A 14,848-nucleotide genomic window follows, 5' to 3' on the forward strand; every position below is an offset into this window, starting at 1 on the left:
CTCCGCGACTGCCGCCTCAAAGGCGACGGCGTCCACCACGCCATACCCGGCATCGCCCGCCCCCACAACCCCACCCTGACCGGATGACAGAGGAAACGAACCAGCCAACCTGCATCCCCTGAACCAACAACAGGACAGCCCTTAGGGAACTGCCGGCCGGGACCGCTTCAGCTCGGGTAAGAGCAAGGAGAACGCCGTGAAGACCATGGTCCTCACCGATACCGTCGGCAGGCTGCTGTTCTGCGGCGAGACCCGGCCCGGCAGCTGCCCGGACACCAGCCAGGCCGGCGAATCGGGGATCATCGACCTCCTCGGCACCGGACCCTGGGTGGGGGTCCTGGCCGACGTCGGCACCAGGGACTCGGCGCCCAGACCGGGGGCCAGGTCGTCACCCCGCCACATCGCAAGTTCCGAAAGAACCCGCCGCCTTGGTACGAGGAGGCGCACGTAGAGGCCAAGCACGCACACTCTTCCCGCCGGGACCGGCCTCACCCTCACGACACCCACAAACTCAGTAGCGGTCAGGCCGAGCAGCAGCAGACGGTATACCGCAGTGGAGATGACGTCATGTCATCTGCGAAGCCGAGTTCGCCCGCTTCGCACGGGTGTGTGGTCAGGCCGGGTTCGAGAGGGCTGCGTGGTCCGGGGTGTCCACCCAGATGTGTTGTCCGTGGTCGTCGACGGTCAGGCCGAGGCGTCCGAGGCCGGGTCGGTCCTGTTCGTGCCACCAGGCGTGTGCGGTCTCGGTCTCGTCCCACAGCCGGCGGCTGCCGTACTGGTACACCGTGGACGGTTTCCCGTCCTCGCGGAACAGGACGCACGCCCAGGACCGGTCCTCACCGAGGCCGCACAGCCACACCGGCTGCCGGCCCTCCTGCCGTGCGTCGAAGACGACCACGCAGTCGGGGACGAGGAGTCCGAGGACGAACCGGGAGATGTCCCACTCACCCGCGAGCGCCGCGCCCAGGGTGAGCACCGTGGTCCCCTGCTCGGCCTTCTCCCGGGACTCGTCGGTCACGTAGTCCGCGTACGCGGGGAGGTCCTGGCGCTGAGCGCGCAGGCTCATGAACTGCACCAGGGAGGTGAACGGGCCGCTCGCGCTGCGCCCGTCACCGGCGACGGTGAGGGCGACGGTTGCCTCGGTGCGGGTGAAGCGGGTACCCCACGGCACCACGATCCGGCCCCCCGGCCGGCACTGCTCCAGCCAGGCGGCAGGGACGGTACGTACGCCGCAGGTGGCGATCACCCGGTCGTACGGTGCCTTGGCCGCATGCCCTTGGAAGCCGTCGCCGCACACCACCGTGACGGCCCCCAGGCCCTGCCGCTCAAGGGCTGTCCGGGCGGCGTCGGCGAGGGCCTGGTCCACCTCGATCGTGGTCACTGCCCCCGCGCCGAGCCGGCGGGCGAGGAGGCCGGCGTTCCATCCCGTGCCGGTGCCGACTTCCAGGACCCGCTGCCCGGGGTGCACGTCGAGGTCAGTGAGCATCGCGGCGACGACGGACGGCGCGGACGCCGACGACGATGCCACCCGCCCCTGCGCGAGCCCGTGGTGTTCGCCGTCGTCCCACTGCGTTACCAGCGGATCGCCGGAATCGGCCGCGGCCTGCCACCGCCGCGGGTCCCGGGTCCGGTCCACGGCTGTCACGTTCCCGGTGGGCACGTGGTGCTGCCAGATGACATCGGGCAGGAAACCGGCTCGGGGCAGAGCCTCGAACACCGGTCGCCACCCGGCGGTCAGCGTGCCGTCCGGGGCAAGGCGCGCGACCAGCTCCCGCCAGCCGCTCGTGGCGGTCACTTCCCGTGCTTCCCACCGCCGTCGGGGGAGCCGCCGTCCGTAGTGGGCGGCTCCTTCGGCGGCGTCCACGGCTGACCCGGCAACTTGTCACCCTTGCCACTGTCGTCCTGCTTGTCATGCTTGCCCATGTGCCCCTCCCTATCCCCTCGCGCGAGGAATACCACAGTAGGGGCGGACCAGTGTGGTGGGGAAGTCCGCATGCTGCCGGCCGCGGAGCCGGTTGCTGATGCGGATTGCTTCGCTTGCGAGGTCGTCGTCGAAGCCGGCGATCACTTCCAGCTCGGCGACCGCCCTCGCTGTCAGCGCGAGGCCGCGGAGTGTGTGGGGCATGGTGCGGGCGGTGTCCACGATGATCGCCGCAGCGCGGGCGTCTGTCTCGCCCGGGTAGAGGTCGGCGGATCGCCGCATCGTCAGACCGGGCAAGTGGGCGACGCGGCAGCCGGTGCCACGGGCCATGAGACGCCCCGCCAGAAGAACGACCTGAAGACGTCACTGGCCGTCGTTGCGCTCGAGGACACCCTGTACGCAGACCGCGCGGCCCGCATACACGTCCTCTTCGACGATCGGGCCGCAGGCGGTAGCCCTTCCCGCCGGTGCCAGGCGACGTGGCCCCGGCTGCGATGCCGCCCTTGCCGGCCGCCGCTGCGCCGTGCCCGTGTCCGTGGTGCCGGGCTGGGCGCCGGAGGCGAGTGCTTCCTCGGCTCCGGACGCGGATGCTGTGCCCGTTCCGCTGAGGCCCGGCGTCCTCCCGACCTGCCGCCAGCCCCGATGCCGACGTCCCAGCTGGTATATGGGCGGGACTTGTCCAGGGCGATCGGCCACGTGGAGAGCTGCGGCACCGAGGTCCTGCCGTAGCCCGGCACACCCCTACCGCGCTGCGCCGGGATCTTGTTACAGGCCGGGTACACGGGTCTTATGATGGTGTTTCCTTTGATGTGAAGGCAGTTCTGCGGGTTGGCGTCTGTGAATCACAGGAGGAACCGATACCAGGAAGGCAAATGACCATTGTCCTGCTGTCAGTGATCCTCTTTCATTCTGGATAGTCGCAGGTCGGGAGGGTGTGGACGGCCTGCACGATGCGGCTGATGTGGTTGGTGGAGCATCGGGCCTGGCGGAGGGTGTGCCAGGACTTGAGCCGGGCGAAGGCGCGTTCGCCCGGCGCCCGGAGTCGCGCGTGGACGCGGTTGAACCGCTGGTAGTGGTCGGGGAGTTCGCGGTGTCTGTGGTAGGGGGTGCGGACGGTGGCGCCGGCCAGGTCTACCGATGGCCTTGAGGGTCTCGGGGCGTTTGACGGTCTTGCCGACGTCGTGGCAGGGTGCGGGATGGCGGTTCTTGGTCCCGGGCGGTCGTCCGGGACCGGCGCCGCGTGGTTGGGGAACACGGGCCGGGCAGAGCAGGTGGGCTCGGATGTTTCTGAACCCGCGGCGGACCCGGGCCTGGGTGAGGCGTTCGGGCTTGGCCGGTTGCTCCCAGGGGCGGCGGAGGTCGGCGGCCAGGAGCCAGGTCCATCGGTCCGCGGCCTCGGGAGTACGCAGCTTCGGGGTGGTCCAACCGAGCGTCTGCTTTCCGAACCTGAAGGTGTGCTCCAGGTCGAATCTCCTCAAGAATCCCTGCCACCAGCGGTCCACGTCCGCCGGGGCGGCGCCGGTCTTTGAGGACCACAGCCAGACCGGCGGCGCCTCCCGCTCCTTGGCGAGGTGCTCGACCTTCAACCGGATCAGGGTGCCCTCGACGATGGGGAGTTCACCGTCGTGCTCCAGCCAGGCCGAGCGGTGGGTCAGCCGCGGGTGGACCCGGTCCCACGCCTGAGCCTCGGCCTTGCCGTAGTTGGTGGTGTCGGTGGCCGTGGTGATCACCGCCTCGGGCCAGGTCTCGGGTTTGGCGAAGCGGAACTCCTTGCCGTGCTTCGGCGGTCGCCCACCCTGGGGATAGGCCAGGGCATACTCCTTGAGCGAGGGCTTCGGCAGCCGCATCACCCGGTCACTGCGGATCCGGCCGACCAGTTCGACGGGAAGATCCCGCAGGACCCAGGCCAGGCGGGTGACGTCGTAACCCGCGTCCATGACGATCGTGATGTCCGGGTCGCCGGGCGTCCACTGGCCGGCCGCGATGAGCCGCTCGACCATGGCCCTCAGCTGGGCGGCGGTGACCGCGGTCGCATCGTCCTCGGGCCCGAGCCGCACCACGTCCATAATCCCGGTCCATGACGTGGCCCCGGGGCTCCAGGACCGCGACGAAGGAGTAGGGCCAGCCCGGGATGAACTGCGACGCGGACTTGGCCCGCCCATAGACATGGCAGAACAACCGGTCCGCCGAGCACGGCGCGTCCGACCGCAGCCATGGAGACACATCGACCGCCAGCACCAGGCGGCCACCGTCGAACCGGGGCAACGGCAGCCCGGCCAGTAAGGTCCGCAACTTGTCGACGTCGATCCGGCCACGGTTGAGAGCTCCGTACAACGCGCCGTGACCACGTGGGTGCTCGGGCACCAGCGTCAACTCCACCGGCGAGGTGACCGGCCCGTCGACGCACAGCAGCGCGTCGGTCAGCTCGAACAACTCATCCCGCCGGGCGGTCAGACACTCGTAGAACTCGCCCCGGAAGCGTGACGCTTCCGCGAACGCTTCCCGCCGGACATCGCAGCACACCACACTCATAGCAACGGCCTCCGCCTGATCCCGCGCCTCTGTGACGGAGCAAAGGATCAAGCGGAGGCCGCCCTCGCGTCCCGAGAATTCCCAGGGGAGTGATCCTCTTTCATCCTGTCCCGCGAGGGTGGAACGGGCAGGTCAGAGGCGGTGCTGGTGACATGGCAGAGCCCCTTGTCGTTGGGGTGTTGATCTCACTCGACACCGGCGCCAAGGGGCTCTGTTGGTTCCGTATCCTGCCATGCTCGACGTTCTTTACGAGCTGGTCGAGCATGTCTCGTGGCTGATCCATGCCCGTCAGCGTGAGCTGAAGTCGCCGTGGCGAAGGCTGGCGTTGTTTCAGGAAGGCCCTGCTGGTACTCGCACATCTGCGGAAGAACGAGACGTTCGCGCAGGTCGGGGCCGGTTTCGGCGTGTCGAAGTCCACCGCATGGAGGTACGTGGACGAGACCCTTGAGGCCCTGGCCGCGTGGGCCCCGGGCTTGCGCGAGGCTCTGGCGGGCCTGGGTGAGGGGGGCTTCGTCGTCGTTGACGGCACGCTGATCCCGACCGACCGTATCGCGGCGGACGAGCCGTACTACTCGCAGAAAGCACAAGCGGCACGGCATGAACGTGCAGGTCGTCGCCCGCCCAGACGGCACACCGCTGTGGTTCTCCCGCGCGCTGCCCGAGCGCACGCATGATCTGACCGCTGCCCGGGCCCACGGCATCGTCCAGGCCTGCCCCACCAGGGAAACCCTCATTCTGGCCGACCGGGCCTACCACGGTGCCGGCGCCACCGTCCGCACCCCCTACCACAGACACCGCGAACTCCCCGACCACTACCAGCGGTTCAACCGCGTCCACGCGCGACTCCGGGCGCCGGGCGAACGCGCCTTCGCCCGGCTCAAGTCCTGGCACACCCTCCGCCAGGCCCGATGCTCCACCAACCACATCAGCCGCATCGTGCAGGCCGTCCACACCCTCCCGACCTGCGACTATCCAGAATGAAAGAGGATCAATGACCCACGCAGTGCTCACCCTGAAACAGCAACGCTGAAGATCCTTACTGAACAAGGCCCACGCCCGACCGCGCTACCCCGTCGAGCGCGGCATCGCGCAGCTGAACACCTAGCGCATCCTTCGCCACGCCCGCTGCAGCCCCAACTGGCTCACGCCAGCCGCCAAAGCCATCCTCACCCTGGAGCGCTACCGCTGAAAACGCTCAGCCTAGTACTGACCGGACATCGCGTTGGCGAGAACGAGTTACCACTGCGGCACAAGATCAGGGTGTGCGCCTCCTCTCGCCTCCGATACGGCCGATGACCTGGTCAGCGAAAAATAACTCCCTCTCAGCTTGCGGGCGGATCGCTTGCCCAAATTCTGCAACTAGGGTAGAGATATTTTCCAGATAGCAATCACGGCAGAGGTGTCATAACATTCACCTGGAAGGGTTGTTCAATTATACCCTGGAAGCGACTCGAAGCTTGTCCGGTAAATATCCAGTACATCCCAGCATTCGATATTTCATCTGACAGTTTCATTGGGTCGCCTTGCGCCGTAACGCCCATGGACCTTAAGCGATCTCTTTCGCGCTGCCAGAGACTCTTCACCTCCTCTAACACGTTCATCGATTTCTCGATTCGGTGAGAAAGTAGCGTCACATTAGACTGGAGAGTAGTAAATACACCCACCTGTAGTTGCAGTCCCTTTAGGGCGGTGAGCGCACTGCCATATTCACCTATGGCATCCTTGGCCTTTTTTCTTGTCGCTTCAGCTCGCTTAAGCACATCAAGGATGCTTTCTCCGACACCCGGCTGCTCCACAGCCTTTTTTACCTTATCACCAACCTCCTTGATTTCCATGGCTTTGCCATAAAGCTCCTTGGCATCCTTCCACATCGCACTTAGGTCAGCCGCCTTCGCATCTTTAGTGAATCCTAAGACTGCATCTATTACCGCTTTCCCTTCCGGCAGTCCCTCAAAGGCCAAGGCAATCTCGACGCCTGTAACGATTGCGGCAGGAATTGCATCTGTAAGCCCTTTAGAGATCTCTTCATTTAGCCCCTTAAGCGTCTCCTCAAGCCCAGATAACTTAACTCGGATTTTTTCAATTTCTCCTTTGTCGCCGGTGTACTTTTTCGACATTTCTTCGGCGCTAGATTCAAACCTCGTGTTATCATCATCAACTAGATTCTTGAAATCATTTACCCTGTCAATGGAATTTTTTAGTGATTTTTCGCGCGTCTCCACGCCTTTAGAAAGTTCACCAAGCGCTTCATCAAACTTCTTGCGAGCGCTCTTGTCCCCCTTCTTTATATCCGCCGCCAATTGATCCAGCTGCGGCAAGAATGCTGCGACAGAATTAGAGTAGCTCTTGATATCGGTAAGGGGCTGCATCAACTGCTGCTGATATGTGTCGCGCCATTTTCCCGAATGATCGCGTGCTAGGGCCTGATTATCTTTGAGTGTAGGTATCAGGCTGAGATCTAAAGGGGCTTGAGATTGAACGACAGTACTGGCAGCAGAAAGTAAATGCCACACGGAGAAGATTTCTCGAGGCTCTTTAGCGCCAAACCCTTCCTGGTCAAGTAGGGCAAGCGGATGCATTGTCATATTAAAAGTCCAATCACTTTGCTTCACCCATCACAGTGCTGAGCTCACTCAATAATGACTTGCAGTTTGACGAAACGGCATCCAATCGAGCTCCTGTGAATTCTGATGGATTTTTTTCTGCTTCTACTAGAGAATCCATCACCGATTTTACTTCACTGCGGTTAGCAGACATTCCATTGCTAAGAGCGTTCATGGCAGTACCCAAGAAGGAGAATGTATTTGCTAGAATGGAGAGTCGGCCTAACAAAGAAGTCAGAACAACAGCTTCCTGGTGTTCTTTCTCTAAGTTACTCTCTAATTCCGATATTTTCTTCTCCAGGCCTTGAATATTTGCGATGTTATCCCCCCATATTCTGGCTATTCCATATCCCAAAGGTCCGAAGACAAGCCCGATAAGCTCCCACTTTCGAGCTCTGGATATCTCGTCCTTAAAAGATTGAATTGAATCTTTTATGTGCTGCTCTTTAATCTTCTCTGTCGCTATATCCCCCTTAGCCACTTCTAAGTCAGTCGTGAACACAGCGCTATCATTTGATAGGTTATTAAACAGCGTTAGTATGCCATTTGACGCGTCCTTGAGATGCTCTTCGTGAGTTTTAAAGGTTTTCCATAATATTTCCAGATCGCTCTTGTATCTTTTAAATTCCTCCTTGTTTCCAGACTGGAGTTTAGGCAGTCTCTTCTTAAGATCCGGACTAACTACCTCAAGATACGTTTTTGCGTACTCCTGGATTCCTTTTAGGCTCTCGACGGTCATCGGTTTTGTCTTGTCGCGCCACGTCACCATATGCTGTCGCGCCGTGTCCGTATGTTTCTTGAATTCTTTACGTTTCGAGAATTCCGGGACATTTACCAAAAGTGCAGAACTTACTGTTTGGTCAATAGTTGCAATAACAGCTTGTGAAGAATTCATCTTCGTGTCAGCTCTTACCTTTTCTTACGGGGAGATTCGTGAGCTGTTTTTGAATCGCCTTTGCCGTCTTATCCAGATCATCCCAGTCTTTCTTTGCCGCCTCAAGGTGATTGGTAAGAAACATCGAACGCTCCTTCTCTTCCACCTCTTTTATTTCATCTTTAACTGCCTTAAATTGCGTGCCAAGGACTTCCCAGGTTGTCGACATTTTATTCAGAGATCCAAGGGCGTCAGTACATGCTGCTACAAGGTGTTCCCATTGTGTATTAACGCTTTTAAGGGCAGCTATCTCCTTGCTAATTTTGGCATACTCAGCTATCTGATTAGCCAAGTCTTTATTTGCTTTATCCATGTCGACGCCCGCAGCAATCATAGCCGCTGTTCCACCAGTCACCAGAGCTACCCCTGCAACAATCACAGCTGTGGAGGTGCCGCCGGACGGGATCTCTGCTAACACACCGACTGCGATACAAAGGACGCCCACAACATCAACTGTAGCCCCACCCGCCATTATCAAAACATCTTTATGTATTCGGTCACGCAGCGAGCTCTCCAGTTTCTTAATCTCAGCCAGTTTACCTTGTTCCCCTTGATACTTCGCTTCCTCATCATTGATATCCTTAGTAAGTTTTCCCTTGTCGGTTGCAACATTTGAGTATAGCCCATTTATGGACTTAGTGGCTTTTTTTGCACTTTCTCCCCTCTTGGTAACCTCTTCGGACAGTTCCGTAATGCCGCTGTTGAATTTTTCGAGATTTCCCTCGGCATTTATGTCTTTTGCAAGGTCGTACAGGGTCTTATAGAAGCTCTTAAAGAGATTACAGAAGGAGATTAAGTCGGTATTTACTTGTATGATTTCAGGTGCAACTTTTTCGGTCCATGATTTGGCATGCTCTTTTGCATTCTCCAGATGAGTCGGGAGATTTGGCAGTAAATCCAACTTAATGGGGCTCTGTTCTCGCATGGCTGTTGCGTAAGCGTCAACGGCGGCACGGGCTGCAGCGGTATCTTGAGCGTGCTTCTTTAATTCTCCACTGCTGTGAAACGGTGAAGTGTCGAACGCGATATACATGTTTCCTTCTCTCGGTTGTACCAAATCCCCCTTGCGGGCGATTCACGGTGACTTAGTCGAGTTATATTTAATTTCCAGTAAGGAAAATTAATGAATACTATTTCTACGTTAATGATCCCACGTTGTTCGCCGCGTAGTATATCGGCATTAGAGGCTGTGATCGCTGACCGATTACAGCCAAGCCGTCATCTGCCGACACGCAACCGCGTCCCAACTAGCCTCAGCGCCTACCTTCCGCATCACGCTAAAACGTGTACGAAGGCTGTTACCTGGCTGGTCAGGACTGGTTACGGTCATTCTGGCCAGGGGCGAGATTGTGCATGTGAGCAACGACTCGGACCGCGTGGTGGAGGCCATCACCGCGTTGCCGGCAACCGCAGATAATCTTGTAGTTCCTCATTTCTCGAAGGCATGCTCCACGCGGGCGCGGGCCTTGCGGTGTTCGGCACTGTCTGCCTCCTCACCCGGTAGGAGACGCCCCTCTCTGGCGTCTACGGTGCGGGGCGATGAGCCCGGTACCGAGGTAAGGCTCACCAAGCACGGCGCTGAGAGGCTAGGTCTCAGTCCCGCCAGACGTGGGTGTCGGCCTTACTGATCTTTTCGTAAGTTCAGTGGGTGTGACGGGGCTTCTTGGTGGGAGACTGTTGGGGTGTCATATCAGCTTTCGCGTGTGGTCTCTGAGTGCTCTGTTCCTCCTTTGTCGCGGCCGCAGTTGGCGGAGGCGCATCGTGTGAGGGCGGTCGAGCTGTTATTGATCGTTTCAGAATGAGGTTCGGAGTCGTCTCAAACAGATGAGGCTGCAGGCGAGTTGGAGCAGGGCGAGGTGCAGGTCGGCGCGTACCTCGTAGCGGATGCGGAGTCGTTTGAACTGATGCAGCCAGGCAAAGGTGCGTTCGGCGACCCAGCGGGTCTTGCCCAGGCCGGAGCCGTGGGGGTTGCCGCGGCGGGCGATCTTGGGTGTGATCCCGCGAGCCCGGATGAGCCGCCGGTACTTGTCGAAGTCGTAGCCGCGGTCGGCGAACACCCGACAGGGTCGGCCGCAGGGCCGGCCTCGTAACCCACGGACCGGTGGGACGGCGTCCAACAGCGGCATGAGCTGAGTGACGTCGTGACGGTTTCCGCTGGTCAGGGTGACGGCGAGCGGGGTGCCGTGGCGGTCGGTGATGAGGTGGTGCTTGCTGCCGGGCCGGGCACGGTCAACCGGCGAAGGTCCGGCGTGAGCCCCCCCCTTTGAGCGCCCGGACATGCGAGGCGTCGATCGCAGCGTCGTCCATCTCCAGCAGGCCTTCTTTCCGCAGTTCCGCCAGAAGAACCTCGTGCAGACGGGGCCACCACACTCCGGCCTCGGTCCAGTCCCGCAGGCGCCGCCAGGCCGTCACCCCGCTGCAGCCGATCTGTTCGGTGGGAACGTCTCTCCAGCTCACGCCCTTGCGCAGCACGTAAACGATGCCCCGCAGAGCAGCCCGGTCATCTGCCGGCAACCGGCCGGGATACCGATGCCTCCTGGGCGGCCGGGCCGGCAGCAGCGAGGCTATACGTTCCCACAGGTCATCGGGCACAAGATCAGCAGACACCCGACAGATCCCGCCCACACCACACCCAACCGCCAAGCCACCACACCGATCTCATTCTGAAACGATCAGTTAAAGCTCCTAACGCGACGCTGGTAGCCGTGTACTGTGGACGGGTGCATCGGTTGCTTGGGTATGGGCAAGCGGAATCCTCAACCGTGGCTGGTTGAGGATGAGTTGTGGTCGAGAATTGAGCCGCTGCTGCCGTCGCCAGCAGGTGATCGGCAGCGGTCGGGTCGGAAGAGGGTGCTGGAGGACCGCAGGGTGCTGTGCGGCATCCTGTTCCGTCCTCTACACCGGCATCCAGTGGGAATGGCTGCCCCAGGAGCTCGGGTTCGGTTCGGGGATGAGCTGCTGGCGCAGGCTGCGGGACTGGAACAACGCCGGGGTGTGGCAGCGGCTGCACGAGGTGCTGCTGGATGAGCTGCGGGCCGCCGGCCGTCTGGATCTGTCGCGGGCGGTGATCGACAGCTCCCATGTCCGGGCGCTCAAGGGCGGCCCAAAACCGGACGGAGCCCGGTCGACCGGGGTCGGCCGGGCTCCAAGCATCATGTGATCTGCGATGCCACCGGCATCCCCTTGCTGACCGGCGGCAACCGCAACGACGTCATCCAGCTCATGCCGCCGCTGGCGGCGATCCCGCCCATCCGTGGCAAACGCGGTCGGCCCCGCAGGCGGCCGAAGAGAGGTCTACGCCGACCGCGGTTACGACCACGACTGCTATCGCCGCCAGGTCTGGGCGAAGGGCATCAAGCCCGTCATCGCCCGGCGCGGCACCGACCACGGCTCAGGGCTGGGAACCAAGCGATGGGTTGTGGAACAGACGATCGCCCTGCTGCACTGGTTCCGCCGCCTGCGCATCCGATGGGAAGCCCGGGACGAGATCCACGAGGCATTCCTGAAGCTCGCCTGCGCGCTGATCTGCTGGCGACGCCTGCAAACCACGTTGCGTTAGAAGCTCTTAGAGGTCGTTTTCACCTGTACTGTGTTGCTATCTCCTGATTTATTCAATCCGGGGATGTGGTACTGGTGAGGCTGTCAGTGTGGGTGAGGCTTGAGGGTCGGATGGTGTGGCAGACGGGGCGGGTTGGGGCTTGCGCCTGTCTCATCCCAACATGCCCGGCGCGCTGGCGAGAGCCGCGCTCCCACCCCCATGTCCGCGCTCCTGGACGTCGACGTCGGCCGACGGTACGCCCGGGTCATGGCCGAGCGTCGTTCGTATCCGAGTGATCTGTCCGATGCCCGCTGGGAATTGATCGAACCGGTCCTGACGGCCTGGCGGGCCGAGCGCCGACAGCATGCCCTGGACATCGGGCGTCCCCCCGAACACGACCTGCGCGAGATCATAAACGCGATCTTGTACATCGACCGCACCGGAGTGCAGTGGCTCTACCTGCCGCATGACTTCCCGCCCTGGGAGACGGTCTACGGCTACTTCGCGAAGTGGCAGAAGGACGGCGTGTTCGCCCAGCTCAACAGCCTGCTCAGGGAACTGGTACGGCAGAAGGAGGGACGGAATGCCGAGCCGTCATCCTGCGTGATCGACGCCCAGAGCGTCAAGACCGCCATCAGCGTCCCCGCCACGAGCCAGGGCACGGACGCCGGCAAAAAGATCGTAGGCCGCAAACGCAGCATCACCACTGACACGCTCGGCCCCCTCCTCGCCGTGCTGGTCACCGCAGCCAGCGTCCAGGACTCCGTGGCCGGCACCCGAATGCTCGACCAGGTCGCCGCCGACCACCCCACGATCTGCAAGACCTGGGTCGACGGCGGCTACCGCAAACACTTCGTCGAACACGCTGCCACCCTCGGCATCGACATGGAAATCACCTAACGCACGCCCGGGACCAGGGGATTCACTCCGATTCCAAAACGCTGGACGGTGGAGCGAACGTACGGGTGGCTCATGCTCCACCGCCGTCTGGCCCGCGACTACGAGGATCTGCCCGCCCGCTCCGAAGCCATGATCCACCTCGCCATGACCGACCTCATGGCCCGCCGCCTCACCGACGAGAACACCATCTCTTGGCGCGACCCCACAAAGCCGCACCAACCGCAAAATCCGGGATGAAACACTGGGAGAAAACGACCTCTCACCGCGACTCAGCCGGATCAGCGTAGGCACCGCGCACGCCTACATCCGCTCCGTCGTCGCCCTGCTCGCCCGCCGCGCCCAGAGGCTGACTGCGGCCCTGCGCGGAACGCGTCGTACCCTTGCTTATCTCTGGCATCGAACTTCCCCATAGCGGACATCTCCAGACTACGAGGGGAGGCACATTCGCCACATACGTCAGCATTGGCCTGCCCTGGCAGTTCTCGACGTGACCGGTCGGCCCGCAGTGCTGTGGGCGACGCCGGACGCTCTTCGCCCCCCTTACATGACCGCCTCCTGGCGCCTGAAACGATATTACATCGGTTTAATACTTTGCTCGTATCGAAAAAAATTACTCGGGTCATATCGATTTTTAATTTCCCTAAGCCTGTCATAACCTTCACCATAATAAGACTTTTCCCATCCCTTAAGATTCGGGTCAGGGAAATTAACAAATGCACCTTTCCCCAGTCGCAAACTTAGAGAATCGCGAACAGCATCAACCCAAGACTGGCTATAATTCTTCACATCTTCTGTATCCGTAATCGACCAATAAGCAGTTCCTGACAACGTGAAGTACGCGTTTCTGTGTGCAAACGCAGTATCTTCCCCCGGTTCCTGATCCTTGCCGCCCATTGCAAAGAATGAGATTGCTGCAGCTTCACCCGGTGACTTACCCCTTGCCCAATCTGTAATATGGTTTACCACAGCAGCCGATGTGTCAGGTCTCATTGGTTCCGTAGCTACCACTGATGTAGTGCGATATGGAATGGTCAGATTGGGTCCTCCATGCTCACCACCTCCTCCAAACTCTTCTGCCGCAGCAGTTAAAATCTTCTTTTCAATTTTCTTTTTCAAGGGAGGATTTTTTTGGGTTACTCTATTTAGGATCTCTGCCAACTTTACCTCATCACCATCATAACTCCACCCTTCCATGTAAACGACTATATTGGCAGATCGATTCCCATCATCGCCGACCGAAGCCCTGATTCCAAATTGAGCCGAAAGGTTGCGTTTTAAATCTCCCTCAGAATCTGATATAAGCGAGAATATATCCTGAAGGATGGCACTCGCCCCTTCCCCTTTCGGGCTTTTCCATTCCAGCCTGTAAAGCACAACTGGTTCGACTGGATTCACCTTAAAGGTAAACTCAGTGTTCACTCCAAAGTTCCCCCCGCCCCCTCCCCTACAAGCCCAGAACAGGTCGCTATTCTCGCTTTTATTGCAATTCAGGAGCTTCCCATCTGCAGTCACAATTTTAGTTCCTACCAAGGAGTCCACACCCATTCCGAATCGTCGAGTGTGGAAACCGATACCACCCCCTAATACATAGCCACTAATCCCCACTGTTGGGCAACGTCCGGAAGGGATGGCTAAACTCACTTCTGGGCTAGGCCCTTTCCCCTTAAGGGCACTAAGAATCTCTCCATTCAAGCAACCCGCCCCGATAGTTACCTTGCCGTCGGCAACGTTTAGCTGCACCTTCTTAAATCCTCCAAGATGGATCATAAGGCTACCGGCGCCTCTCCCGGCGGAGTACCCTGCATAATTGTGGCCACCACACCTAAGTACGACTGGAATACCTTGCGGCTTCGCCCAGTCAATTATTCTGCTGACGTTCTCTTCATCCTCCGGAAATGCGATCGCCCCCGGAAAAATAAGATCACTAGAATAGGCAGCATTGGAGGGAGGGGCATACTTACTAAACCCTTTATCAGACTGTTGCATAAGCGTAGGAACAATCTTTTTAAGGTCATCCCAGTTGGGCACGTGAGCATCCTTTGGTTAGTCTTTGATTGCAGCCAGGAAGATTGACATTGCCGTAAGTGGATTTTATTTGGCGATACGCCATCTCTGATGCTCGATGTAGAGATCCTGTGGAGAGCCGTATCCGATGACCAATTGGAAACGTTCGCGGTTGTACCAGGAATCGATATAGCGGGTGATGTTCTACCGCACCGCCTCGCGAATCAAGTACTTTACGTGTGATACGTGCTCCTTCTTCAGAACTCCAAAGAAGGGGGCTGTCATCGCGCTAAAGATCTTCTCGTAACCCTGTTGGTCGGCCTGCGTTGGTCTGGTCGTGCAGGTGGTGTCCGCTCAGCGTCGTGAGTTCGTCGAAGTGTTCACCGGGCTGCGCCCGCGGCAGTTCCAGCGGCTGG

The 14,848-nt window shown here is 60.1% G+C and carries 8 protein-coding genes and 8 pseudogenes; 5 read left to right on the forward strand and 11 right to left on the reverse strand.

The window, feature by feature from the left end; all coding sequences use genetic code 11:
- Nucleotides 1-87 (forward strand): annotated as a pseudogene (locus LUZ64_RS35805) (IS5/IS1182 family transposase); the annotation flags it as partial.
- A 118-nt stretch (nt 88-205) separates the two neighbouring features.
- The gene (locus LUZ64_RS35810; RefSeq protein ID WP_338120244.1) at nt 206-451 is read left to right on the forward strand and encodes a hypothetical protein; all 246 of its coding nucleotides are present in this window, start codon (nt 206-208) and stop codon (nt 449-451) included.
- Nucleotides 452-613: 162 nt separating this feature from the next.
- Here the strand turns inward: LUZ64_RS35810 and LUZ64_RS35815 are convergent, their stop codons facing one another.
- The 5 genes and pseudogenes from LUZ64_RS35815 to LUZ64_RS37945 form a co-directional block, all read right to left on the reverse strand.
- A complete protein-coding gene (locus tag LUZ64_RS35815) occupies nt 614-1,795 on the reverse strand; it encodes a methyltransferase domain-containing protein (protein WP_232390629.1) in 1,182 nt (393 codons plus the stop codon).
- Nucleotides 1,792-1,923, reverse strand: a complete 132-nt coding sequence (locus tag LUZ64_RS37410) for a hypothetical protein (protein ID WP_267897151.1) — start codon at nt 1,921-1,923, stop codon at nt 1,792-1,794. The genes LUZ64_RS35815 and LUZ64_RS37410 overlap by 4 nt, the downstream gene beginning before the upstream one ends.
- A 79-nt stretch (nt 1,924-2,002) precedes the next feature.
- Nucleotides 2,003-2,251: pseudogene (locus LUZ64_RS35820) on the reverse strand (IS110 family transposase); the annotation flags it as partial.
- Between the two features lie 574 nt (nt 2,252-2,825).
- Nucleotides 2,826-3,047: pseudogene (locus LUZ64_RS35825) on the reverse strand (transposase family protein); the annotation flags it as partial.
- Nucleotides 3,048-3,639: 592 nt separating this feature from the next.
- A pseudogene (locus LUZ64_RS37945) lies at nt 3,640-4,453 on the reverse strand (transposase); the annotation flags it as partial.
- Nucleotides 4,454-4,685: 232 nt separating this feature from the next.
- Here LUZ64_RS37945 and LUZ64_RS35835 point away from each other — a divergent pair.
- Nucleotides 4,686-5,434 (forward strand): annotated as a pseudogene (locus LUZ64_RS35835) (transposase family protein).
- A gap of 407 nt (nt 5,435-5,841) precedes the next feature.
- On the opposite strand, the gene LUZ64_RS35840 reads toward LUZ64_RS35835, so the two are convergent.
- From LUZ64_RS35840 to LUZ64_RS35855, 5 genes and pseudogenes are all read right to left on the reverse strand, one after another.
- Nucleotides 5,842-7,038 carry an HBL/NHE enterotoxin family protein gene (locus LUZ64_RS35840; RefSeq protein WP_095578594.1) on the reverse strand — a complete coding sequence of 399 codons (1,197 nt, stop codon included), beginning with the start codon at nt 7,036-7,038 and terminating at the stop codon, nt 5,842-5,844.
- A gap of 13 nt (nt 7,039-7,051) precedes the next feature.
- Nucleotides 7,052-7,951, reverse strand: a complete 900-nt coding sequence (locus LUZ64_RS35845; protein WP_095578593.1) for an HBL/NHE enterotoxin family protein — start codon at nt 7,949-7,951, stop codon at nt 7,052-7,054.
- 7 nt (nt 7,952-7,958) lie between these two features.
- Nucleotides 7,959-9,023, reverse strand: coding sequence for an HBL/NHE enterotoxin family protein (locus tag LUZ64_RS35850; RefSeq protein ID WP_095578592.1), 1,065 nt, complete (start codon nt 9,021-9,023; stop codon nt 7,959-7,961).
- A 277-nt stretch (nt 9,024-9,300) separates the two neighbouring features.
- A pseudogene (locus LUZ64_RS37950) lies at nt 9,301-9,549 on the reverse strand (hypothetical protein); the annotation flags it as partial.
- A gap of 234 nt (nt 9,550-9,783) precedes the next feature.
- Nucleotides 9,784-10,597, reverse strand: a protein-coding gene (locus LUZ64_RS35855) for an IS5 family transposase (RefSeq protein ID WP_372472103.1) whose coding sequence is annotated in 2 segments (ribosomal slippage) — nt 9,784-10,254 and nt 10,256-10,597 — 813 coding nt in all. Because the reading frame shifts where the segments join, the coding sequence is not laid out codon by codon here.
- A gap of 132 nt (nt 10,598-10,729) precedes the next feature.
- Between LUZ64_RS35855 and LUZ64_RS35860 the strand changes: the two are divergent.
- Both LUZ64_RS35860 and LUZ64_RS35865 read left to right on the forward strand, forming a co-directional pair.
- Nucleotides 10,730-11,549: pseudogene (locus LUZ64_RS35860) on the forward strand (IS5 family transposase).
- Nucleotides 11,550-11,795: 246 nt separating this feature from the next.
- Nucleotides 11,796-12,665: pseudogene (locus tag LUZ64_RS35865) on the forward strand (IS5 family transposase).
- A gap of 336 nt (nt 12,666-13,001) precedes the next feature.
- Here the strand turns inward: LUZ64_RS35865 and LUZ64_RS35870 are convergent.
- Nucleotides 13,002-14,456, reverse strand: coding sequence for an FAD-binding oxidoreductase (locus tag LUZ64_RS35870; protein ID WP_143592998.1), 1,455 nt, complete (start codon nt 14,454-14,456; stop codon nt 13,002-13,004).
- Nucleotides 14,457-14,848 lie beyond the last annotated feature (392 nt).

The sequence above is a fragment of the Streptomyces albireticuli genome, assembly GCF_021228125.1.
Taxonomy (GTDB): domain Bacteria; phylum Actinomycetota; class Actinomycetes; order Streptomycetales; family Streptomycetaceae; genus Streptomyces; species Streptomyces albireticuli.